Annotated in this window: 18 protein-coding genes; 6 read left to right on the plus strand and 12 right to left on the minus strand. The window is 71.7% G+C overall.

Annotated features, from left to right (window positions below; genetic code table 11):
* The 9 genes from ACIOJD_RS29445 to ACIOJD_RS29485 form a co-directional block, all read right to left on the minus strand.
* Positions 1–819, minus strand: coding sequence for a TrmH family RNA methyltransferase (locus ACIOJD_RS29445; RefSeq protein WP_401919058.1), 819 nt, complete (start codon positions 817–819; stop codon positions 1–3).
* An 86-nt stretch (positions 820–905) separates the two neighbouring features.
* Positions 906–2,129 carry a uroporphyrinogen-III C-methyltransferase gene (gene cobA, locus ACIOJD_RS29450; protein WP_401919060.1) on the minus strand — a complete coding sequence of 408 codons (1,224 nt, stop codon included), beginning with the start codon at positions 2,127–2,129 and terminating at the stop codon, positions 906–908.
* Between the two features lie 411 nt (positions 2,130–2,540).
* Positions 2,541–6,413: a nicotinate-nucleotide--dimethylbenzimidazole phosphoribosyltransferase gene (gene cobT / locus ACIOJD_RS29455; protein WP_401919062.1), complete on the minus strand. Its 3,873-nt coding sequence runs from the start codon at positions 6,411–6,413 to the stop codon at positions 2,541–2,543.
* Positions 6,414–6,777: 364 nt separating this feature from the next.
* The gene (cbiE, locus tag ACIOJD_RS29460; protein ID WP_401919063.1) at positions 6,778–7,998 is read right to left on the minus strand and encodes a precorrin-6y C5,15-methyltransferase (decarboxylating) subunit CbiE; all 1,221 of its coding nucleotides are present in this window, start codon (positions 7,996–7,998) and stop codon (positions 6,778–6,780) included.
* A 239-nt stretch (positions 7,999–8,237) separates the two neighbouring features.
* Complete coding sequence (locus tag ACIOJD_RS29465; protein ID WP_401919065.1) at positions 8,238–8,876, minus strand: GNAT family N-acetyltransferase; 639 nt, start codon at positions 8,874–8,876, stop codon at positions 8,238–8,240.
* Positions 8,877–9,107: 231 nt separating this feature from the next.
* Positions 9,108–9,965, minus strand: coding sequence for a MetQ/NlpA family ABC transporter substrate-binding protein (locus ACIOJD_RS29470; protein WP_401919066.1), 858 nt, complete (start codon positions 9,963–9,965; stop codon positions 9,108–9,110).
* A gap of 82 nt (positions 9,966–10,047) precedes the next feature.
* Positions 10,048–10,719, minus strand: a complete 672-nt coding sequence (locus ACIOJD_RS29475; protein WP_401919068.1) for a methionine ABC transporter permease — start codon at positions 10,717–10,719, stop codon at positions 10,048–10,050.
* Positions 10,716–11,819 (minus strand): methionine ABC transporter ATP-binding protein, encoded by a 1,104-nt coding sequence (locus ACIOJD_RS29480; RefSeq protein WP_401919069.1) that lies wholly within the window; start codon positions 11,817–11,819, stop codon positions 10,716–10,718. Before ACIOJD_RS29480 ends, ACIOJD_RS29475 begins: the two co-directional genes overlap by 4 nt.
* Positions 11,820–12,252: 433 nt before the next feature.
* Complete coding sequence (locus tag ACIOJD_RS29485; protein ID WP_401919071.1) at positions 12,253–12,900, minus strand: HAD-IA family hydrolase; 648 nt, start codon at positions 12,898–12,900, stop codon at positions 12,253–12,255.
* A gap of 209 nt (positions 12,901–13,109) precedes the next feature.
* Here ACIOJD_RS29485 and ACIOJD_RS29490 point away from each other — a divergent pair, with 209 nt between their 5' ends.
* Together ACIOJD_RS29490 and ACIOJD_RS29495 are read left to right on the plus strand one after the other, a co-directional pair.
* The gene (locus ACIOJD_RS29490; protein WP_401919073.1) at positions 13,110–13,469 is read left to right on the plus strand and encodes a hypothetical protein; all 360 of its coding nucleotides are present in this window, start codon (positions 13,110–13,112) and stop codon (positions 13,467–13,469) included.
* Between the two features lie 2 nt (positions 13,470–13,471).
* Positions 13,472–13,936 carry a hypothetical protein gene (locus tag ACIOJD_RS29495; RefSeq protein WP_401919075.1) on the plus strand — a complete coding sequence of 155 codons (465 nt, stop codon included), beginning with the start codon at positions 13,472–13,474 and terminating at the stop codon, positions 13,934–13,936.
* Positions 13,937–13,975: 39 nt separating this feature from the next.
* On the opposite strand, the gene ACIOJD_RS29500 is transcribed toward ACIOJD_RS29495, so the two are convergent.
* From ACIOJD_RS29500 to ACIOJD_RS29510, 3 genes are all read right to left on the minus strand, one after another.
* Complete coding sequence (locus tag ACIOJD_RS29500) at positions 13,976–14,479, minus strand: GNAT family N-acetyltransferase (RefSeq protein WP_401919077.1); 504 nt, start codon at positions 14,477–14,479, stop codon at positions 13,976–13,978.
* 37 nt (positions 14,480–14,516) lie between these two features.
* Positions 14,517–15,059 carry a sigma-70 family RNA polymerase sigma factor gene (locus ACIOJD_RS29505; protein WP_401919386.1) on the minus strand — a complete coding sequence of 181 codons (543 nt, stop codon included), beginning with the start codon at positions 15,057–15,059 and terminating at the stop codon, positions 14,517–14,519.
* 374 nt (positions 15,060–15,433) lie between these two features.
* A complete protein-coding gene (locus ACIOJD_RS29510) occupies positions 15,434–16,591 on the minus strand; it encodes a glycerophosphodiester phosphodiesterase (protein ID WP_401919079.1) in 1,158 nt (385 codons plus the stop codon).
* Positions 16,592–16,940: 349 nt separating this feature from the next.
* Between ACIOJD_RS29510 and ACIOJD_RS29515 the strand changes: the two genes are divergently transcribed.
* The 4 genes from ACIOJD_RS29515 (at position 16,941) to ACIOJD_RS29530 (ending at position 20,983) form a co-directional block, all read left to right on the plus strand.
* A complete protein-coding gene (locus ACIOJD_RS29515; protein ID WP_401919388.1) occupies positions 16,941–17,570 on the plus strand; it encodes a lysophospholipid acyltransferase family protein in 630 nt (209 codons plus the stop codon).
* A gap of 243 nt (positions 17,571–17,813) precedes the next feature.
* On the plus strand, positions 17,814–18,512 hold the full coding sequence (locus tag ACIOJD_RS29520; protein ID WP_401919081.1) for a FadR/GntR family transcriptional regulator: 699 nt from the start codon (positions 17,814–17,816) through the stop codon (positions 18,510–18,512).
* A 162-nt stretch (positions 18,513–18,674) separates the two neighbouring features.
* Positions 18,675–20,126 carry a four-carbon acid sugar kinase family protein gene (locus ACIOJD_RS29525; RefSeq protein ID WP_401919083.1) on the plus strand — a complete coding sequence of 484 codons (1,452 nt, stop codon included), beginning with the start codon at positions 18,675–18,677 and terminating at the stop codon, positions 20,124–20,126.
* Positions 20,126–20,983 carry a ketose-bisphosphate aldolase gene (locus ACIOJD_RS29530; protein WP_401919085.1) on the plus strand — a complete coding sequence of 286 codons (858 nt, stop codon included), beginning with the start codon at positions 20,126–20,128 and terminating at the stop codon, positions 20,981–20,983. Before ACIOJD_RS29525 ends, ACIOJD_RS29530 begins: the two co-directional genes overlap by 1 nt.
* Positions 20,984–20,999 lie beyond the last annotated feature (16 nt).

Genomic DNA, 20,999 nt, shown 5'->3' on the forward strand with positions numbered 1-20,999 from the left:
TCAGATCGCCGGGCGGCCCGTCGTGACCGCGTAGAACGCGACCGCCGCGGCCGCGCCCACGTTCAGTGAGTCCACGCCGTGCGCCATGGGGATGCGTACCCATGCGTCGGCGGCTTCGAGCGCCCGTGCGGACAGCCCGTCGCCCTCCGCGCCGAGCATCAGGGCGACACGCTCCAGCTTGTGCGGGGCTGCGGCGTCCATGGTGGTGGCCTGTTCGTGGGGGGTGAGGGCCAGCAGCCTGAAGCCTGCCTCCCGTACGGTTCCCAGCGACCTGGGCCAGCCGTCGAGCCGGGCGTAGGGGACGGAGAACACCGCGCCCATGGAGACCTTCACCGAGCGCCGGTAGAGCGGATCGGCGCAGTCCGGGGAGAGCAGGACGGCGTCCATGCCGAGAGCGGCGGCGCTGCGGAAGATCGCGCCGATGTTGGTGTGGTCGTTGACGGCTTCCATCACGGCGACGCGGCGGGCCGTGCGGAGCACCTCGTCCACGCTGGGCAGCGGCTTGCGCTGCATGGAGGCGAGGGCGCCGCGGTGCACGTGGTAGCCGGTGACCCGCTCGGCGAGTTCGGGGCTGACCACGTACACCGGGGCCGGAGCCTCGTCGATGATGTCCCGCATGGTGTCGACCCACTTGGCCGAGAGCAGCATCGACCGCATCGCGTAACCGGCCTGCCCGGCCCGGCGGATGACCTTCTCGCCCTCGGCGATGAACAGGCCTTCGGCGGGTTCGCGCCGGCGCCGCAGTTCGACGTCGGTCAGGCCGGTGTAGTCGCGCAGGCGCGGGTCGTCGGGGTCGTCGACGGTGAGGAGTTCAGCCACAGGGTGGTACTGCCTTGTCCAGGATGAGTGAGAGGCGGGGCGTCGGGAGCCCGGCAGGGATCTTCGGTGCGCGCCGGGGTGGGCGGTTACCGTCCGTCTCCCAGGGCGACGACCTCACCGATGACGATGACGGCAGGGGGCCGTACCTGTTCGGTGCGCGCCGTCTCCCCCACCGTCGCGAGTGTCGCGTCGATCCGTCGCTGGGCGGCGGTGGTGCCTTCCTGGACGAGGGCGACGGGTGTCCCGGGGGCCTTGCCGTGCTCGATGAGCGCCTGGGCGATGGCGCCGATCTTGTCGACCGCCATCAGCAGGACGAGCGTGCCGCGCAGGCGCGCGAGCGCGGCCCAGTCCACGAGCGAGCGGTCGTCGTCGGGGGTGACATGACCGCTGACGACCGTGAACTCGTGGGCGACTCCCCGGTGGGTGACCGGGATTCCGGCGGCGCCCGGCACGCTGATGGAGCTGGAGATACCGGGCACCACGGTGCAGGGGATGCCCGCTTCGGCGAGCGCGTGGGCCTCTTCCATGCCGCGGCCGAAGACGAAGGGGTCGCCGCCCTTGAGGCGGACCACGGCCTTGCCCGCCTTGGCGTGCTCGATCAGCGCGTCGTTGATGGCCTCCTGGGCCATGGCGCGGCCGTACGGGATCTTCGCGGCGTCGATCACCTCGACGTGCGGCGGCAGTTCGTCGAGCAGATCACGGGGGCCGAGGCGGTCGGCGATGACGACGTCCGCCTCGGCGAGGAGCCTGCGGCCGCGCACGGTGATCAGGTCGGGGTCGCCGGGACCGCCGCCGACCAGGGCGACGCCGGGGGTGCGGGTGCGGTGGTGGGGCGCGGCGAGGGTGCCGTCGCGCAGCCCCTCGACGATGGCGTCCCGTACGGCGGCGGAGCGGCGCGGGTCACGTCCGGTGAGAACGGCGACGGTGACGCCCTCGCCGCGGCCGGTGGCGGGGGTCCAGGCGGTGGCCGCCTCCGCGTCGTCGCTGCGTACGCACCAGATCCGGGTGCGCTCGGCCTCGGCGGAGGCGGTCTGGTTGGCGGCGGGGTCGCTGGACGCGACGAGGGCGTACCAGGCGCCGGTGAGGTCGCCCTCTTCGTAGCGCCGTCGCTCCCAGCGGATCTCGCCGGCCTCGGCCATGGCCTCGACGGACGGCTTCGCCGACGGCGACACCAGGACGATGTCGGCTCCCGCCGCGATGAGCGCCGGAAGCCTGCGCTGCGCGACCTGACCGCCGCCGATGACGACGACGCGACGCCCGGACAGGCGGAGTCCGACGGGATAGGCGGGGTGCTCGGCGTGCTCGGCCATGTCGGTGGGGGCTCCTCGGGTGCGCGGGTCCGCTGCGGCGGTGAAGCGGCTGGTGGGGTGGGGTACGGCCCCGGCGCCCAGCTTACGGGGGCGGGGGTCCGGGTGGCTGGGGACGGGTACGGAGCGCTGTCCGGCGGGGCGGGGCCTTCTGGGGTACGGAACGCTCGCCGGGTGTGGTGCGAGCCGCCGGGGCCGGGGCACCGTCGGAGCGTGTCCGGACCGTGTGGTGCACGGCGCGTGCGGACCGTGTGACGTGCGTGTGCGGACCGGTTGCCGGGTGACCGTGTCGGTCCGCGCGTCCATCGCGATCCGCGTCCGGACGCGTCATCTTCCGCGCCCGGCGCCTTCCCCGGTGGGGATCCGCGGGGCGCGGGGGTCGCCCGGTCCCCGCGCCCGGCCTGGCGGCCGTGGCTACTTCTCCGTTACGCCCGCCGCGTCGAACGTCGCCACCTCGTGCATCGCCCGTGCCGCGCTCTGGATCACCGGCAGTGCCAGCAGCGCGCCCGTGCCCTCGCCGAGCCGCAGGTCCAGGTCGACCAGCGGGCGCAGGCCCAGTTTGTTGAGGGCCGCCACATGGCCCGGCTCCGCGCTGCGGTGGCCCGCGATGCAGGCCGCCAGGGCCTCCGGCGCGATCGCTCGCGCCACCAGTGCCGCCGCTCCGGCGCTCACGCCGTCCAGGACCACCGGCGTACGCATGGAGGCGCCGCCCAGCAGGAACCCGACCAGCGCCGCGTGTTCCAGGCCGCCGACCGCCGCGAGCACGCCGATCGGATCGGCCGGGTCCGGCTGGTGGAAGTCCAGGGCGCGGCGGACGACGTCGACCTTGCGGGCGTGCATCTCGTCGTTGATGCCGGTGCCTCGTCCGGTGACCTCGGCCGGGTCCTGGCCGGTGTAGACGCAGATCAGCGCGGCCGACACCGTGGTGTTGGCGATGCCCATCTCACCGGTGAGCAGCGCCTTGTTGCCCGCGGCCACCAGGTCACGGGCCGTCTCGATGCCGACCTCGATCGCCGACAGGACGTCCTCGCGGCTCAGGGCCGGGCCCGTCGTGAAGTCGCCCGTACCGGCGCGGACCTTGCGGGGCAGCAGGCCCGGTGTCGCGGGGAGTTCGCTCGCGACGCCCACGTCCACGACGCACACCTCCGCGCCCACCTGGTTCGCGAACGCGTTGCACACCGCGCCGCCGCCCAGGAAATTGGCGACCATCTGCGCGGTCACCTCCTGGGGCCAGGGAGTCACTCCCTGTGCGTGCACTCCGTGGTCACCGGCGAAGATCGCGACGGCGGCGGGCTCCGGAATCGGCGGCGGGCACAGCCGGGACAGGCCGCTGAGCTGTGCGGAGATGATCTCCAGCATGCCGAGCGCGCCGGCCGGCTTCGTCATCCGCTTCTGCCGCTCCCAGGCCTCGCCCAGCGCCTTGGCGTCCAGCGGGCGGATCCCGGCGATGGTCTCCTGGAGCAGGTCGTGCGGCTCCTCGCCCGGCAGGGCCCGGCGGCCGTACGTCTCCTCGTGGACGACCCACGACAGCGGCCGGCGCTTGGACCAGCCCGCCTGCATCAGCTCGGGGTCCTGCGGGAACTCGTCCACGTAGCCGACGCAGAGGTACGCCACGACTTCGAGGTGCTCGGGCAGACCCAGCGCGCGCACCATCTCGCGCTCGTCGAAGAAGCTGACCCAGCCGACGCCGAGGCCCTCGGCGCGGGCGGCGAGCCAGAGGTTCTCGACGGCGAGTGCGGAGGAGTAGGGCGCCATCTGCGGCTGGGTGTGCCGGCCGAGGGTGTGGCGGCCGCCGCGGGTCGGGTCCGCGGTGACGACGATGTTCACCGGGGTGTCGAGGATGGCCTCGATCTTCAGTTCCTTGAACTGCTTGGCCCGGCCCTTGGGCAGCGACTTGGCATAGGCGTCGCGCTGGCGCTGGGCCAGTTCGTGCATGGACCGCCGGGTCTCGGCGGAGCGGATGACGACGAAGTCCCAGGGCTGGGAGTGACCGACGCTGGGCGCGGTGTGCGCGGCCTCCAGGACGCGCAGCAGCACCTCGTGCGGGATGGGGTCGGACCGGAAGCCGTTACGGATGTCCCGGCGCTCGCGCATCACCCGGAGCACGGCCTCGCGCTCGGCGTCGTCGTACCCGGACTCGGCGGCTGTCCCTTCCTGCGGGACGGACTCGGGCTGAGGGACGGGCTCGGAAGCCGGTTCGGTGACGGGTCCGGTCACGGGCAGGTCGGCGGGGGCGGTGGAGTCGTCGGCGGCGAGGGCGGACGCGGGTTCGGGAGCTGCCTCGGGGGCAGTCTCGGGCTCGGGCTCGGCCTCAAGTGCGGGCTCAGCTTCCGGCTCCGGCTCCGGTTCTGACTCCGACGCCGGCTCCGGCTCCGGCTCCGGTACGGCCTCGGCCGCAGGCACGGGCTCGGCTTCAGGCTCCGGGACCGCCTCGGGCTCCGATGGGGGTGCCTGGGGAGCCTCCTGCGCGGGCTCGGGCACGGATTCCGGCTCCGGCTCGGGTTCCGGCACGGACTCCTGTGCGGCTACGGGCTCGACCTCGGGCTGGGCCTCCACGATCGGCACCTCTGCGAGCGGCGCCCCGGCAAGCGGTTCCTCCACAGCGGCCGGCTGCTCCACGGCGGGGGCCAGGATCACCTCGTCATCCGCGACGCGCTCGATCCGCCCCTCGGCCGCGGGGACTTCTTCCGCTTCAGTGGGCTCGGGTGCGGCGGGCTCGGGCTGCGGTTCCGGTTCCGGCTCGGCGATGGCTGCCTCGACCGGCTCCGGTTCCGGCTCGACGGGCGCGGCGGGAACGTCCGGTACGGGAGCGGACTCGACCGTCTCCTGGGCCTCGGGAACCTCCGGGGCCTCAAGGGGCTCCTGGACCTCCGGGACCTCCTCGGCCACTTGGGCCTCGGCGACCGGCTCAGCGACCGATTCGGTGGCGGCCTCCGGCTCCGGCTCCGGCTCCGGGACGACCGTTTCTGCTGGGATCTCCGGCACCTCGACCGCTTCGGGGGCCTCCGGCACCACAGGAGCCTCGACCGCTGCCTCAGGCACCTCGGGAGCAGCCTCCGACTGGGGCGGATCCGACTGGGGCGGCTCCGTCGTCCAGGGCTCCCCCGCCTGCGGCGGCATCTCGCCGAGCTGCGGCCCCGGCAGTACGGCCGGCTCCTCGCGCGGCACATCCAGGTACTCCGGGCCCGCGGCGGGCGGCCGCTCCTGAACCTGTTCCTGCGCCTGCTCCTGGACCTGAGGCTGCTCCTGGACCTGGGTCTGGACCTGCTCCTGAGGCTGCGCCAGGGGCTGTTCCCGCACCCGGGCCTGGGCCTGCACCTGGGGGCGTACACGGACCGCCTGCGTCGGCGCGCCCGCGGGCCCGCGGTCCGCGAGCGAGCGCACCACACCGCCCGTCGGGTCGGGCACCGGCGGGCCCATGTGCAGCGGACGGCGGGCGGGCGCGGGGGCGGGTGCCGCGGCCTGGGCCGGAGCCGGGGCGGGTGCCGACACGGGCTGCGGGATACGTACGCCGCTGAGGTCCACCGAGCCGGTGTCCCGGCCTCCGGTCTCGTGCGCACCCGGCTGGTGCGGGGTCTGCGCCTGTTCGGCGGTTTCCTGCGGCGGCTGCACGGCAGCCCCTTCCGGATCTTCGGGAGCCACCTGCTGAACCGGCACCCCGGCCTCGGGGACCGGTGCTTCCGGAACCGACGCCCCGGGCTCGGCCACAACGTCCTGGCCCGTCGAAGCAAGGTCCTGGAACTCGGGGTGGATCTGCTGCTCGGCAAAGGCCTCGGCGGGGGCCTCGTGCGGTGCCTGGACCGCGTCCGGCGCCTGCGCCGGAACCTGTGACACCGGCTCCGCCATCGGCGCCGGCTGTTCTATGGGCGGCACCTGCTGCTGCACCTGCGCCTGCTGCCCGGGATCCGCGTAACCCTCCGGAACCGCGTACCCCTCCGGAACCGCATACCCGTCCGGCACGGCATAGCTGTCCGGCACGGCGTACCCCTCCGGGACGGCGTATCCCTCCGGAACCGCGTATCCGTACGTCTCGGGAGACGCGTATCCCTCGGGAACCGCGTAACCGTCGGGTGTGGTGTAGGCGACGGGCGTCTCCGCGGGTACCACCTGCGGATCGTTCCACCCGCCCTGCGCGCTCGGCATCAGCAGCAGGTCTTCGTCTTCGGCGGTGGGCTCGGAGGGGTTCAGGTAGGTGTACTCGCCGGGAGCGGGGATGCCCGGCGGCTGTTCCACCATGCCTGCGTTCTCCGGCAGTCCCTGGCCCGGGACCTGGCCGGTGTCAGTCATGCGTACCCCTCGCCCATTGGTTGTGCTCCTTCGGCCCATCACCCGGGGCGCCTCGTCCACGGCGCTTCCGGCACCCGTCGGGAACAACGAGCGTGGGCCCCGCGCGGCACGAACGACCGGCGGTCGTCCCCGAAATCGCTCGGCTCTCCGAACCTCTCGGCTTCCCGCGGCCCTTCGCAGCCGTGGCGGAGGACCCGCCACGACCCGCTGTGGACTGCGCCACGTCGGCGCGTCCCCCGGTTTCCGCCGTACCACATGAGGCCCCAAAACGGGCCCCTTTTCCGGACATTGACGAACGAATCGACGAACACCCGGCTGCGGTACAACGATCGGCCAGCCTACCTCGCGTCGTGCGTCAGCAGGGTCAGGGGGCGCTTTCCGGTCGCCGCCCCGAGACGAGGAAGACGACGGACCGCTCGCGCTCCGACCAGGCGACGGTGTCCAGGTCGACGGACTGGAGGAGAGCGCACTCCACCTCATATCCGCCCTCGGCCAAGGCAGTTCCGACCGCCTCCGCCTCGTCCCGGGTCGCCGCGTGGGTGACGATGCGCTCGGGCCTGCGGTCGGCGCAGGCGATCACCACATCGATGCCGCCGCCACCTATCCGTACGACATCGGGTTCGGGCAGCCGCTCCAGCACATGCGGCGCCCGCCCCTGGACCACCTGGAGCTGAACGCCCGCGCGGCGGGCGGCGGCGTCCGTGCTGGCGCAGGCTCCCGGCTCGTCGTCCACGGCGATCACGGCCGCGCCGAAGCGGGCCGCCTCGGCCGCGAGTGCTCCGCTGCCGGAGCCGATGTCCCAGATCAGGTCGCCGCTACGGGCGCCGATCCGGGCCAGTTGGGCGGCGCGCAGCCAGGTCGACTCGCCCTCGTCGAGATCTATGCCGTACTCCGCGGTGGGCAGCGCCCAGCCCCGTACGGCGGGCGGGTAGCCGGGGTCGCGGCCGGCGAGCCAGCCGCCGCCTGGAGAGGCCGCGGCGCCGACTCCGCCGATGACGATCACGACATTGGGGTCGCGCCAGACGTGGTCGGCGGCCTTGTCGGAGGTGAGGACGGTGACCTGTTCGCGGTCGGTGCCGAGTTCCTCGCAGATGACGAAGGTGCGGTGGACGCCGTCGAGGAGCAGTGCGAGTTCGGCGGGCCCGGCGCCGGGTGAGGTGAGGACGGCGACCTTGGTGTGCGCCCGGCAGACGTTGACGGCGCGGCGCAGGGTGCGGCGGTGGGCGACGACGACCTGGGCGTCGTCCCAGGCCATACCGGCCCGCGCGAAGGCACCGGCCACGGCGGAGACGGCGGGGACCACTTCGACTTCCAGGCCGTGCTCGGGGGCGCGCAGGGTGCGTACGACACCGAAGAAGCCGGGGTCACCGTCGGCGAGGACGACCGCGCTGCCCCGGTGTCCCGCGATGCGGCGGGCCGCCAGGTCGATGCTGCCGAGCCGGACGCGCTCGGCCTTGGCCGGCACCTCGGGGAGCGCCAGGTGGTGGCCGGCTCCGGCCACCAGGGTGGCGGCCGAGAGTGCGGACCTGGCCCCGGCGGTGAGGGGCGAGCCGTCCCAGCCGATCACCGTGACGCGGTCGGCCATCTCGTCAGTCTCCCGAAGTTGTCGCGGATGGGGGCGCATCGCCGCCCGTGGTCGTCGCCTGTGGCCTCGCCCGTGGCCGTCGTTCCTGGTCACGGGCCGCCGACGCGGACCGGTGGCCGGTGGAGCGGACCACGGTCGTCGCGCAAGGGTGCCGACCGTACGGTCGTGGGCAGGTCAGGTAGGCAGGCTGAGAGTACCTGGCCGGGTTCGGGGGCGGCCGGGCGGTAGGGGGGTGCCCGTCAGTTCCAGTCGGTGAACGAGGCGTAGCCGGTGGTGTCGGCCAGCTGTTCGGCGATGCCTTCGAGGTCCTCGGGCAGCAGACTCCAGACGATCAGGTCGGTCCGGATGTCCGTCCAGCCGCCGTCCTCGGTCTGGGTGCGCGCTATCCAGGCATTGCGCAGAACGCCCTCGCTGATGCATCCCATCTTCTGCGCGACCTGCTGGGAGGCGGTGTTGTCGGCGGGCGTACGCACCTCGATGCGCTCGAACTTCTGGTCGCGGAAGAGCCATTGGGCGACGGCGAGCACCGATTCGGTGGCGTATCCCTCACCGCGGGCCCACGGGGCGGTCACATAGGCCGCCTCGGTGGCGAGGGCATGCCAGTTGGTGTTCCGCAGCCGTACGACACCGACCAGCCGCTGGGTGAGGAACTCGGTGACGGCGAAGGCGATCCCGCGTCCCTTGACACGTTCGGCGGGAGCGATCCGGCGGACCCACTCCTCGGCGTCCCTTCTGGTGTACGGATGCGGTACGGAGGTCCACGCCGTGACCATCTCGTCGTTCATCATCTCGATGTGCGCCGGGATGTCCGCCGGTTCGAAGGGGCGCAGCACCAACCGCTCCGTGCTGATGGAAACGTCCGGAAAGGTGGTAGTCATGCACAGCTCCATGCCTCAGTCCGTCATAAATGCACAGCATGCAGCATCGGGTGGGAATGCGCATGGCCGGGGCGGTACGGATGCGTGGGCCCCGCACACAACGGGTGTGTGCGGGGCCCACGCCGGCAAGAACGTTACTGCTGCGACGACTTGACGGGCTGTTCGGCCTACTGGGGACCGGCCGCTGCCGGTCCCCAGCTCGACCGCTCTTCTGCTTGCTCGACCGCTCTTCTACTTGACCGCGCCGAAGGCGGGTACGACCGAACCGTCGTAGGTGTCATTGATGTACTTCTTGACCTCGGGCGAGTTGAGGAGCTTCGCGAGCTTCTGCACCCGCGGGTCCTTCTCGTTGCCGCGCTTGACGGCGAGGAAATTGCTGTACGGATTGTCCATGGCCTTCTCCAGGGCCAGCGAGTCCTCCGCGGGCTTGAGCTTGGCCTCGATGGCGTAATTGCCGTTGATGATGGCGGCGTCGACATCGTTCAGGGCGCGGGGCAGCGTGGCGGCCTCCAGCTCCTTGAACTTGAGGCCCTTCGCGTCCTCGATGCTGGAAAGGTTGGCGTCGGTTCCCGCACCGTCCTTCAGCGTGATCACACCGTTGTCCGCGAGCAGCTTGAGCGCGCGGCCCTCGTTGGTGGTGTCGTTCGGAATCGCGAGCGTCTGACCGGCCTTGAGGTCCTTCAGGTCCTTGACCTTCTTGGAGTAGAGGCCGAGGGGTTCCAGTTCGACATTGACGACGGGCACGATGTCGGTGCCCTTCTTCTTGTTGAAGTCGTCCAGATAAGGCTTGTGCTGGAAGAAGTTGGCGCCGACCTCGCCGCTCTGCGTGGCGGTGTTCGGCAGGACGTAGTCCGTGAACTCCTTGACCTCCAGCTTGAGTCCGTCCTTTTCGGCGAGGTTCTTCTTGACGAAGTTCAGGATGTCGGCGTGCGGTGTCGGGCTCGCGGCGACGACCAGCGGCTTCGAGGTGTCCGCCGTCGCTCCGTCGGATGTGGAACCCGGGTCGGAAGCGGTGCCGCAGGCGCTGAGGCCGAGGGCGAGGGCAGCGGTGGCGGCAGCGGCCGCGCTGAACTTGACGGTGGTACGCACGAAGAGTGCCTCTTTCCGGTGATGCGTCGGGAAGCCCGGACAAGGAGTGCGGGCCTTATGGGGAGGGGCAGTTGCAGGGGGCTCAGGAGGCGGTACGGCCGCGACGCGACAGCAGGCGCACGGCACCGTCGCCGATCAGCTGGACCACCGTGACGATCGCGATGAGGATCACGACCGTGGCGATCATGAAGCCGTTCTCGAAGCGCTGGAATCCGTAGGTGACCGCCTTGGAGCCGAGCCCCTCACCGCCGACCGCTCCCGCCATGGCCGAGTAGCCGATGAGCACGATCACGGTGGTGGTGACGGCGGAGATCAGCGAGGGCAGGGCCTGCGGCAGCAGCACCTTCCCGACGATCGTGGGGATCGACCCGCCCATCGACTGGACCGCCTCGACCAGCCCGTGGTCGACCTCGCGGATCGCGGTCTCGACCAGGCGCGCGAAGAACGGGATGGCACCGATCGCCAGCGGCACGATCATCGCGGTGGGGCCGATGAACGTACCGACGACCAGGGTGGTGAACGGGATCAGCGCGATCAGCAGGATCATGAACGGCAGCGAGCGGCCGATGTTCACGATCACGCCCACCGCCTTGTTCACCGGGGCGTTCTGGAGCAGTCCGCCCTTGTCGGTGAGGACCAGCAGGATGCCGAGGGGCAGCCCGCCGCCGATGGTGACGAGTCCGGACCACAGCACCATGTAGAGGGTGTCGATGGTTCCCTGGGACAGCAGCGGCTGCATCTCCGACCAGGTCACTTGGCATCTTCCTTCGACAGTGTGGCGTTCTGGGCGGGGACGGCCGCAGTGGCGGAGGGGCCGGGGCCTTCGCCCGCGTCGGCGGCCTTCTCGTCGACGATCTCGGCCTGGAGGCCCTGTTCCCGCAGGAAGCCGACCGGCACGACGTTGTCCTCGTACGCGCCGGGCAGCTCGATCCGCATCCGGCCGATCTGCCGTCCTCCGACGGTGTCCATCGCGGCGCCCAGGATCGATATGTCGATGTTGTACGTACGGGAGAGCTGCGAGATCACCGGCCGGCCAGCCGCCTCGCCGTGGAAGGTGACGTCGACAACCGTGCGGTCGGGGCCCGAGGCGGCGCCGCCCACCGGGAACAGCTCCTGCGCCAGCTGCGAGCCGGGGGTGGCCAGCAGTTCGTCGACGGTGCCGGACTCGACGATCCTGCCCTTGCGCATCAGCGCCGCCGAGTCGCAGATCGTCTTCACCACGTCCATCTCGTGCGTGATGAGCAGGATCGTCAGACCGAGCTGCTGGTTGAGGTCGCGCAGCAACTGGAGGATCGAGCGGGTGGTCTCGGGGTCGAGGGCGCTGGTCGCCTCGTCGGAGAGCAGCACCTTGGGGTCGCCGGCCAGCGCGCGGGCGATGCCGACGCGCTGCTTCTGACCGCCGGAGAGCTGGGCCGGGTAGGAATGGGCCTTGTCGGCGAGACCGACCAGGTCCAGCAGTTCCAGGGCGCGGCGGGTGCGCTCATGGCCGGAGACGCCGAGGATCTCCAGCGGCAGTTCGACGTTGTCCTTGACCGTGCGGGAGGACAGCAGATTGAAGTGCTGGAAGACCATGCCGATCGAGCTGCGCGCGCGGCGCAGCTCCTTGCCCGCGCGCCGGCCTCGGCCGGCGAGTGCGGTGAGGTCCTGGCCGTCGACGGTCACGGTGCCGTCGGTGGGGCGCTCCAGGAGGTTGACGCAGCGGATGAGCGAGGACTTTCCGGCGCCGCTCTGTCCGACGACTCCGAAGACCTCGCCCTCGCGGACATGCAGGTCGACGCCGTCGAGAGCGGTGACTTCCCGGCCGCGCGACCGCGCGGACCGGTACACCTTCGTCAGGCCCGTAGTAGTGATCACAGGGGTTTCCGTCACTGTCGAGTGCCCGGCGAGGGGTCCGCCGGGCACGGGGCATTCGTCATTCCGACGCGGCACGCTGACGCGGCGGGTGACCGGGGAGGCAGCGAGCGCGGGGCGGGGGCGCGGTGGACCGGCCGGCCTTCGGGGCGTGGCTTTCACGACCCTCGTGGCATACGGGCACGGTCTGGGCCATCGATGCCTCGCTTCGGGGCGCGAGACTCGGGCGGGGACCCTCAGGTGGCGCACATTCGACACAGACAACGAGCACCGGGCGTCGTGATCGCCTCGGTCGCGGGGGCGCGGTTGCTCGTCGTGGTCATGACGCAAGTAAAACAGACGGTGGCATCGCCTCAAGAAGCTGGTCCGCATAGCGGACCTTTCTGTCGCGCCATTCGGACGGGCGGCCGGGAGGCGGGGGTGGCCCGGGAGGCCGTCACCCGGCCGTGCGGATCTCCACTCCCCCGGCGACGACCTGTGCCGACACCTCGGAGAGGTCGCCGACCACCACATCCGCGTCCAGCTCGGAACGCTGGTGTGTTGTGGTCAAGGCCACGGTCCGCATGCCGGCGGCGCGGGCCGCCGCGAGTCCCGCCGGGGCGTCCTCGAAGACCACACAGCGCTCCGGGTCCACCCCGAGCAGCCGCGCGCCGAGCAGGAACGGTTCCGGGTCGGGCTTGCCACGCGTGATGTCATCGGCGGTGATCATCGACTTGGGCCGGACGCCGACCTCGCCGAGGCGGGCCTCCGCGAGCCGCCGGGAGGCCGAGGTGACCACGGCCCAGCGCTCGGCGGGCAGGGAGGCGAGCAGGTCGGCGCTGCCGGGCAGCAGGACGACCCCGCCGACGACGTCGTCGACCTCGAGCTCTTCGATACGGGCCACGGCGCGCGGCACCACGTCCGCGGGCAGCAGGTCGGCGGCGATCTCGGCGGCGGGACGGCCGTGCAGCCCGACCCGTACGAAGTCCTCCGCCGTCACACCGAACTCGCGCGCCCATCGGGACCAGCAGCGGTTCACCGACTCCAGGGAGGAGACAAGGGTTCCGTCGTTGTCGAACAGCAGGGCTTCGGCGTGGATCCTCATGGTGATCGACCCTACGTGCGGGTCTGGGCCACAGGCCCAGCGGTCCGAGGTGATGATCCTCATGGCCGGGCGCGGATGCGAAAGAGGTGCGCGTGCGAAAGAGACGGGAAAAACAGACGGGAAGAGGGGCCGGAGGACAGGCGGAGGACAGGCGGAGCGTGTGCGGGGGCGCGCGCGGGGGGCCTTTTGCGCCGTAATACTCTCGGCTCATGCTTGTCGCCCTGACGGTCACGGTCTCCGTGACCGCGCTCGTCCTCGCCGCCTGGTGCGGTTTCGCCGCGTACCGCGACCAGCCCACCAAGGACTGGCACTTCATCGGCATGGCCGTGGTGTCGGTGCTGGCGCTGGTCCAGCTGGTGGTGGGGATCGTACGGCTGGCGGGCGGCGACACCGCCGACCAGGGGGCGGTGCTCTTCGTCTCGTATCTGCTCGGCGCCGTGCTCGCCGTGCCGGCGGCGGGCTTCCTGTCGTTGAGCGAGCGGACCCGCTGGGGCTCGGTGACGGTGTCCGCCGGAGCCGTCGTCCTGGCGGTGCTGGAAGTACGGCTCCACGACATCTGGGGAGGCTGACGATGGACGGGGAAACGGTGACGGACAAGGCCGGGGTCGAGACGGGGAACGGGACCGCGTCCGGCGGCAAGCGCGGGAACGGCAAGAGGCTCGTCCAGGGGCCCGGTCTGCTGCTCGTCTGGCTGTACGGCGTGATGTCCGTGGGCGCCGTCTCCCGGTCGGTCTACCAGATCGGCACCGAACTCCACCGGGCACCGCTGGCGTACACGCTCTCCGCCGTCGCGGCCGTGGTCTACGCGTTCATCACGTACACGCTGGTACGGGGCGGGGAGACGGCCCGCAAGGCGGCGCTGGTGTGCTGTGCCGCCGAACTCGTGGGCGTACTGACCGTCGGAACCTGGACGCTGGCCGCGCCCTCGGCCTTCCCGGACGCCACGGTCTGGTCGGACTACGGCATGGGCTATCTGTTCATCCCGGTCCTGCTGCCGGTCACGGGCATCCTCTGGCTGCGCAACGCGCGACGGTAACGACGGAATCCCCCAGCGCCGGGGGATTCCACGCTCGCGTCAGGCGCTCGCCATGTACGCCGCGGTGGCGGCCGGCTTCTCCAGGGTGACGAGGCTCAGCCGCGGGCCGAGCTGCTGTGTCGACACGGGCGCGTAGCCCCGGCTGCGGTAGAGCCGCAGATTGCCCTCGCTGCGGTGGCCGGTGAAGAGCTGGAAGCGCTGGGCCGCCGGCTCCCCCGCGAAATGCGACTCGATGGCGTCGAGCAGCCGGCCGCCGAGACCGTGGTGCCGCAGTCGCGGATGGACGATGAGCTTGGCGATACGGGCGGTGCCCGTCGCGTCGACACTGCCCCGGACGGAAGCCACCACCTCGTCGCCGAGGCGCGCCACCAGACCATGGCCGCTGTCCAGTTCGGCCTTGAGGCCGTCGAGAGTCTGCGTGAGCGGCTCGATGGAGTAGTCGCCGTACAGCTCCGCCTCGTTCTGATAGCACAAGTACTGAAGCTTGAGGATGTGCTCCGCGTCCTGCGCAGTCGCCGCTGAGATGGTCACGCTCATGCCCATGTGTGCATGCCTCCCGCTCACTTGGTCCGCCGATTGTCTATCGCTCCTTTCCCCCACGTTCAGGAGCCCCAACCTCCGCCGCCAGCATTCGACGCAGGCATCCCAGGCATCTGGAGCGCAATGGGCCCAAACTGCCCTGTGACATACCCAACTTCCCTGCGATCTCCCGGTAGGTGAGGTCCTGGGGCGACAGCATCGCGGCCAGGACGCGGGGGCAACGGCCGGGCGTACGGCCCACCGCCGCGCGGAGCGTGCGCCTCCGGTCGATGCGCAGCGCGAGCCGCTCGGGATCGGACTCGGGGCCGGTGGCGGGATCGCCCCGGTACGGGTGTTCGTGGGCGGCGGCACGCCGGGCCAGGCTCGCCTCCGCCCGTACCGCGTCCCGTACCCAGCGGCCGAGACCGGCGGGCAATGGCGGGCCCTCGGCCGCCAGCCGCTCCAGCAGCCTGACCCAGACGCCTTGTTCGAGGTCTCCGGCCTCCGCTCCGGCCACCGGCGCCTCCGCCGCGGCCTCCGCGCGCACCAGCGGGAGCAGCGCGTGGAACAGGTCCTCCGGAGCGGACGCGGGATCGGCGTCCACGGCGGCGTCGGCACCGGGCGCGGGAGTGGCGGCGGAGGTTCGGCGCTGTGCCGGGGCGCAGGAGGTGAGGGCTGAGGAAGTGACGGCGACGGGGGTGAGGACGGAGGGAGTGAGAGCTGAGGGAGTGGAGGCCGAGGAGGTGAGGACGGCCGGCGGGAGCGAGGGCTGTGTGCGTACGGCCGGTCCCGCCCGGTGCCGCTCAGACGCGGCCCCGGGCGCGGCGCGGGCCCCGGTGGGCCGGGGCGGCCGGGGTGCGCGGCGGGACGTGGTGGCTCGGGGTGGCGTGCTGTCCGGCGTCATGCCCGGCGTGACGTTCACGCGACGACGGACGGTTGCTCCCCGGCCGGGCCATCACCCGACCGGGGCAACCTCGGTCAGCCGCTGACGAAGTCTTCCCGCGCCAGCAGACCCGTGTCCGGGTTGTCGGTGAAGATGCCGTCGATGCCCGTCTCGAAGTAGGCCTTGAAGGCGCCGAAGGCGTCGCCGTACGCGTTCGGGTCCGTACCGCGCCGGAAGTCGGCGGGCAGGAAGGTGTTCTCGTCGCGCAGCGTGTACGGGTGGACGATCAGGTCCTTCGCGTGCGCGTCCCGTACCAGCGTCGTGGGCGTGCCCAGCTTGCCCGCCTTGTCCGTCGGGATGACCAGTTCGAGCCACGGGCCGATGCCCTGGGCGAAGGACGCGATCCACTTCAGGCCCTCGGGCTTGACCAGATCGGCGACCGTGCGCGGGTCGCCCGCCTCCTTGAGGTCCCAGGGAGTGGTGTCGGCGGCGTCGAAGAGGACGACGCGCGGCGAGGAGACCAGCTTCGCCATCCGCTGCATGCTGGTGGGCTCGAAGGACTGGAGGAAGATCGGGGAGTTCGCGCGGTCGCGCCCGTACCGGCGCAGCAGCTTCGCGAAGGGCTCCTCCAGGCCGAGGCCGAGGCCGCGGAAGTAGGTGGGGTGCTTGGTCTCGGTGTACAGCCAGACCGGGCGGCCCCGGCGGCGGCCCTGCTCGTCCGCCCAGCGCAGCACCTCTTCGAAGGTGGGGATCTCCCAGCGGCCGTTGTAGAGGGTGTTGTGCTGACGGTTGCCGGGGATGCGCTCCTTGGCGCGCAGGGTCTTCAGCTCGGCGAGCGTGAAGTCCTCGGTGAACCAGCCGGTGAGGCTGACGCCGTCGACGCTCTTGGTGGCCTTGCGGCTCGCGAACTCGGGGTGGTCGGCGACATCGGTGGTCGCCGTGATGTCGTTCTCGTGACGGCACACCAGGTGCCCGTCCTTGGTGGGCACCAGGTCCTGCTCGATCACGTGCGCGCCCATGTCGAGGGCGAGTTGGTACGAGCCGAGGGTGTGCTCCGGGCGGTAGCCGCTGGCCCCGCGGTGGCCGACGATCGTGGGCACGGGCAGGCCGGGCCGCGACGGTCCGTGGCCGCCCCGGCCCTGCTCGGCGGCCTGCGCCTGCGCCGCTCCGGGAATTGCCATGGCGGCCGAGCCGAGCACCGCCGCTCCCAGGACGGTCCGTCGTCCGGGCGTGTTCCGCGCACCCTGTGTCATGAACGCTCCTTGATATGAAGTACCGCTGTGATGTCCCGCACCTGCCAAGCGAGGCCCGAGCGTAGGCGTCCGCGCCTTCCGTACGGGAGACCCTGGGGGAACGTGAAGGAAACTCACGTCAACACCGTGTATCAAGTCGATGAACCCGACGTGCGTTCCGCCACAACCCGCGAGTATCGTCCTCACCTGCATAGACTTCATAGACCACAGACAGACGGAGAGGCGGACCGGCCCCCGGTCCCGACCGGACCTCGCTCACGGTTCCCGGCCGTACATCTTCGGACCGCCCACGACACCGGAGGACCCGTTGTCCCGCTTCGCGCTCATCAAGGCAGTGCTCGGACCGATCATGCGCCTGATGTTCCGTACACGGGTGGAGGGCGCGGAGAACATCCCCGGGAGCGGTCCTGTGATCCTCGCCGGCAATCATCTGACCTTCATCGACTCGATGTTCCTGCCCCTGGTCTGCGACCGTCAGGTCTTCTTCATCGGCAAGGACGAGTACGTGACCGGCCGTGGCCTCAAGGGCCGCCTGATGGCGTGGTTCTTCACGGGGTCCGGCATGATCCCGGTGGACCGCGACGGCGGCCGCGGCGGTGCCGCGGCGCTGATGACCGGCCGCCGGGTGCTGGAAAGCGGGCAGATCTTCGGCATCTACCCGGAGGGCACCCGCTCCCCCGACGGCCGTCTCTACCGCGGCCGTACGGGCATCGCGCGGCTGACGCTGATGACGGGCGCGCCGGTGGTGCCCTTCGCGGTGATCGGTACGGACAAGCTCCAGCCGAACGGCGCGGGCATGCCGCGCAGCGGCAAGGTGACGGTGCGTTTCGGCAAGCCGATGGAGTTCTCGCGGTACGAGGGCATGGACCGCGACCGTTATGTGCTGCGCGCGGTGACGGACTCGGTGATGACCGAGGTCATGGAGCTGTCGGGGCAGGAGTACGTGGACATGTACGCCACGAAGGCGAAGGCGGCCTGAGTCCGTCCGGACGCGGCTCGGGCAACCCGGCCTGCAACCAGGGGTGTTGAGCCCCGCATCACATCGCCGTATGTGCCATGGGCGAAGCGAGGGCCCCGTGAGGGCAGCTCAGGCGGGGCTGCCACCTGGGCGTCTTTCCGAAATTTCCCGGCCGAAGGTCTTGACGTCCGCGAAAACACCCGCCTAGTTTCACTCGGAGACATCAGACGTCTGATGTCTCCGAATGCTAGGAGGTCGACAGCAATGCCGCTGTCCGACGAGATCGCCGAACGCGTGCTGTCCTCGATCATCGATGGCCAGTACCCGCCCGGAACCGCGCTCCCCTCCGAGGGAGTGCTGGCCGACGAGCACGCGGTCAGCCGGCTGACGGTCCGCGAGGCGGTCAAGGTCCTGCGGTCGCAGAACGTCGTCCGTATCCAGCGGGGTCGCGGTACGTTCGTCAACGCCCCCGACCGGTGGACCGCCCTCGAACCGATGATCAGGGCCGCGGCGGCCCCGCCCGCCGGTGGGGCGATCTCCGAGAAGCTGATCGAGGCGCGGCAGATGATCGAGATCGGCGCCGCCCGGCTCGCCGCGACACGGCGTACCGACGAGGACCTCGCCGAACTCGAGGAGACCCTCGACGAGATGCGGACAGCGGCCCTGGACGGGGACACCGAGCAGTTCGTACAGGCCGACATCGCCTTCCACGAAGTGGTGATGCGCGCCTCCGGAAACGCCTTCGTACCGCTGCTCTTCGAACCCTTCGGGCGACTGCTGGTCGAGGGCCGCCGCCAGACCTCGGCCGTGCCCCAGATCCGTACGAACGCCGTCCGGCACCACGAGGCCGTGCTGGCGGCGCTGCGCGCGGGCGATCCGGAGATGGCACGGCTGGCCATGGACGACCACATGGCGCAGACCGCGGACGACCTGCGGACCCACGTCATCGACAAAAAGGCCTGAGCTGGGGCCGTCGGGCTCGAGCCCGCCCGGGGACAGGCCCGGAGGCCGGCTCACCCCTCTCCCCACCACCTCCGTGCGCCCGCTCATGCCCCTGCCCGTGGCACCGCGCCGCCCGCTCGCATGCCCCACGACACGAAACGCGACACGAAAGCAGAGCCGCTCATGCTCCACACCCTCCGTTTCCCCGAGGCAGCCGAACTGCCGCCGGTCCGCGAGGTCGACCCCGCCGAGGTACGCGCCGCGATCGCCGATGGCCGCCGTCTGGTCGTCCTGGACGACGACCCGACCGGCACCCAGACGGTCGCCGGCGTACCCGTCCTCACCACCTGGACCGTGGACGACCTGCGGTGGGCGCTGCGCCAGGACAGCGCGGCGTTCTTCGTGCTCACCAACACCCGCAGCCTGGCGCCGGAGGCCGCCGCCGCCCGCAACCGTGAGGTCGTACGGGCCCTGACGGAGGCGTCGGCCGCCGAGGGCACCGGCTTCGTGCTGGCCAGTCGCGGTGACTCCACGCTGCGCGGGCACTTCCCGCTGGAGACGGACGTCCTGGCACAGGAGGTTGCGGTGGACGGCGTCGTCCTCGTTCCCGCGTACATCGAGGCGGGTCGGCTCACCGCCGGTTCGGTGCACTGGATGCGTACGGCGGAGGGGATGCTGCCCGTCGCGGAGAGCGAGTTCGCCAAGGACGCGACCTTCGGTTACGCCAACTCCGGCCTGCCGGAGTGGATCGAGGAGAAGACCGACGGCCGGATACCCGCCGGGGAGGTCCTGCGCATCACGCTGGAGGACATCCGGCTGCGCGGGGCCGAGCACGTCGCCGGCCTGCTGACCTCGCTGAGCGACGGCCGCCCCGCGGTGGTGGACGCGCTCTGCGACGACGATCTGCGGGTGCTGGCGCTGGCCTGCGCGGCGGCCGAGGGGTCCGGCGCCCGGCTGCTCTACCGCGTCGGACCGTCGTTCGTACGCGCACGGGCCGGGCAGGCCGCGCACCCCCCGCTCACGGCGGCGCGGTTGCGGGCCTTCTCCCACCCGGGGGCCTCGCCGACAGCGGCTTCCGAGGCCGCCGACGCCCAACCGGCGTCGCACGGACTGATCGCCGTCGGGTCCCATGTCGGGCTCACCACACGGCAGTTGGACCGGCTGCGTGAGCGCGGCGGGCTCGCCGAGTTCGAACTCGATGTGCCCTCGCTGCTCGACGATGACCGGCGCGCCATCCATGTCGCCGAGGTGGCGCGGGCCTGTGCCGAGGCGCTCGCCGGCGGTGAGGTGGTGCTACGGACCACCCGCGCCCTCGTCACGGGCGCCGACGCCGACGACTCGCTCGCCATCGCGCGCGCCGTGTCCGGCGCCGTGGTCGAGACCGTACGCGCGATCACCGCCGAACGGCGGCCCGCCTTCGTCGTCGCCAAGGGCGGCATCACCTCCAGCGATGTGGCGACCCAGGGGCTGGAGATCCGCCGTGCCTGGGCGCGCGGGACCCTGCTGCCGGGGATCGTCTCGCTGTGGGAGCCGGTGTCGGGACCGAGCGTCGGAATCCCGTACATCGTGTTCGCCGGAAACGTCGGGGGCGAGGACGCCCTCGCCGAGGTGGTCGACCTGCTCCGGAGCCGTTGATGCTGCTGCACGGAACCGAGGCCCTGGCCGACGCCGCCCGCGAGGGCTCGGCGATTCCCGGCTTCGTCGCCTACAACCTCGAAACGGCTCAGGGCATCGTGGCCGCGGCCGAGAAGTCCGGCCGTCCAGTGCTGCTCCAGGCCGGGTCGAGCGCGTTCAAGCACGCGGGCAGCGAGGCGCTGATGGCCCTCGCGCTGCGGGCCGCGCGTGATTCGAGCGCGCGGATCGGCGTACACCTGGACCACAGCCGGGACCTGGACGAGATCGCCGCCTGCGTCGAGGCGGGCTACACCTCGGTCATGATCGACGGCTCGCACCTGCCCTTCGCGCAGAACGTGGCGCTCACCCGCCGGGCCGTGGAACTCGCCCACGAAGCGGGCGTCTGGGCCGAGGCCGAACTCGGCGCCCTCGCGGGCGACGAGGACGTGTCGACCGGCGCGACGGCGGCGGGCGGATCGATGACCGATCCGGAACAGGCGGCCGAGTTCGTCGCCGCCACCGGTGTGGACGCGCTGGCCGTCGCGGTCGGCAATGTCCATGGCTTCACCGCCGAGCCGGTACGCCTCGACCTCGGCCGGCTGGAGCGCATCCGGACGCTGGTCCCCGTACCGCTGGTGCTGCACGGCGCCAGCGGCCTGCCCGAGGAGCAGTTGCTGGGGGCGGTACGGCGCGGCGTCGCGAAGGTCAACGTCAACGCGGAACTGCGCCGCGCCTGGCTGACCGCCGTCGCCGCCGTCCTGCCCGGAGCCCTGCCGGGCGCCGACGCCGTCGCCACCTGGACGGCCGGCCGCGACGCGGTGGCGGCCACGGCGCTGCGTATCACCGAGCGCCTCGCGTCGGCCGGCTCCCCGGTGTGAGACGGGCGCGGGCGCG

Source organism: Streptomyces sp. NPDC088116, from assembly GCF_044741745.1.
Lineage (GTDB): Bacteria > Actinomycetota > Actinomycetes > Streptomycetales > Streptomycetaceae > Streptomyces.

Coding starts and splice junctions, on each gene's coding strand:
- cobA (WP_401919060.1), bottom strand. CDS start 2,129: ATGGCCGAGCACGCCGAGCACCCCGCCTATCCCGTCGGACTCCGCCTG.
- cobT (WP_401919062.1), bottom strand. CDS start 6,413: ATGACTGACACCGGCCAGGTCCCGGGCCAGGGACTGCCGGAGAACGCA.
- cbiE (WP_401919063.1), bottom strand. CDS start 7,998: ATGGCCGACCGCGTCACGGTGATCGGCTGGGACGGCTCGCCCCTCACC.
- ACIOJD_RS29465 (WP_401919065.1), bottom strand. CDS start 8,876: ATGACTACCACCTTTCCGGACGTTTCCATCAGCACGGAGCGGTTGGTG.
- ACIOJD_RS29485 (WP_401919071.1), bottom strand. CDS start 12,900: ATGAGGATCCACGCCGAAGCCCTGCTGTTCGACAACGACGGAACCCTT.
- ACIOJD_RS29490 (WP_401919073.1), top strand. CDS start 13,110: ATGCTTGTCGCCCTGACGGTCACGGTCTCCGTGACCGCGCTCGTCCTC.
- ACIOJD_RS29495 (WP_401919075.1), top strand. CDS start 13,472: ATGGACGGGGAAACGGTGACGGACAAGGCCGGGGTCGAGACGGGGAAC.
- ACIOJD_RS29500 (WP_401919077.1), bottom strand. CDS start 14,479: ATGGGCATGAGCGTGACCATCTCAGCGGCGACTGCGCAGGACGCGGAG.
- ACIOJD_RS29510 (WP_401919079.1), bottom strand. CDS start 16,591: ATGACACAGGGTGCGCGGAACACGCCCGGACGACGGACCGTCCTGGGA.
- ACIOJD_RS29515 (WP_401919388.1), top strand. CDS start 16,941: ATGCGCCTGATGTTCCGTACACGGGTGGAGGGCGCGGAGAACATCCCC.
- ACIOJD_RS29520 (WP_401919081.1), top strand. CDS start 17,814: ATGCCGCTGTCCGACGAGATCGCCGAACGCGTGCTGTCCTCGATCATC.
- ACIOJD_RS29525 (WP_401919083.1), top strand. CDS start 18,675: ATGCTCCACACCCTCCGTTTCCCCGAGGCAGCCGAACTGCCGCCGGTC.
- ACIOJD_RS29530 (WP_401919085.1), top strand. CDS start 20,126: ATGCTGCTGCACGGAACCGAGGCCCTGGCCGACGCCGCCCGCGAGGGC.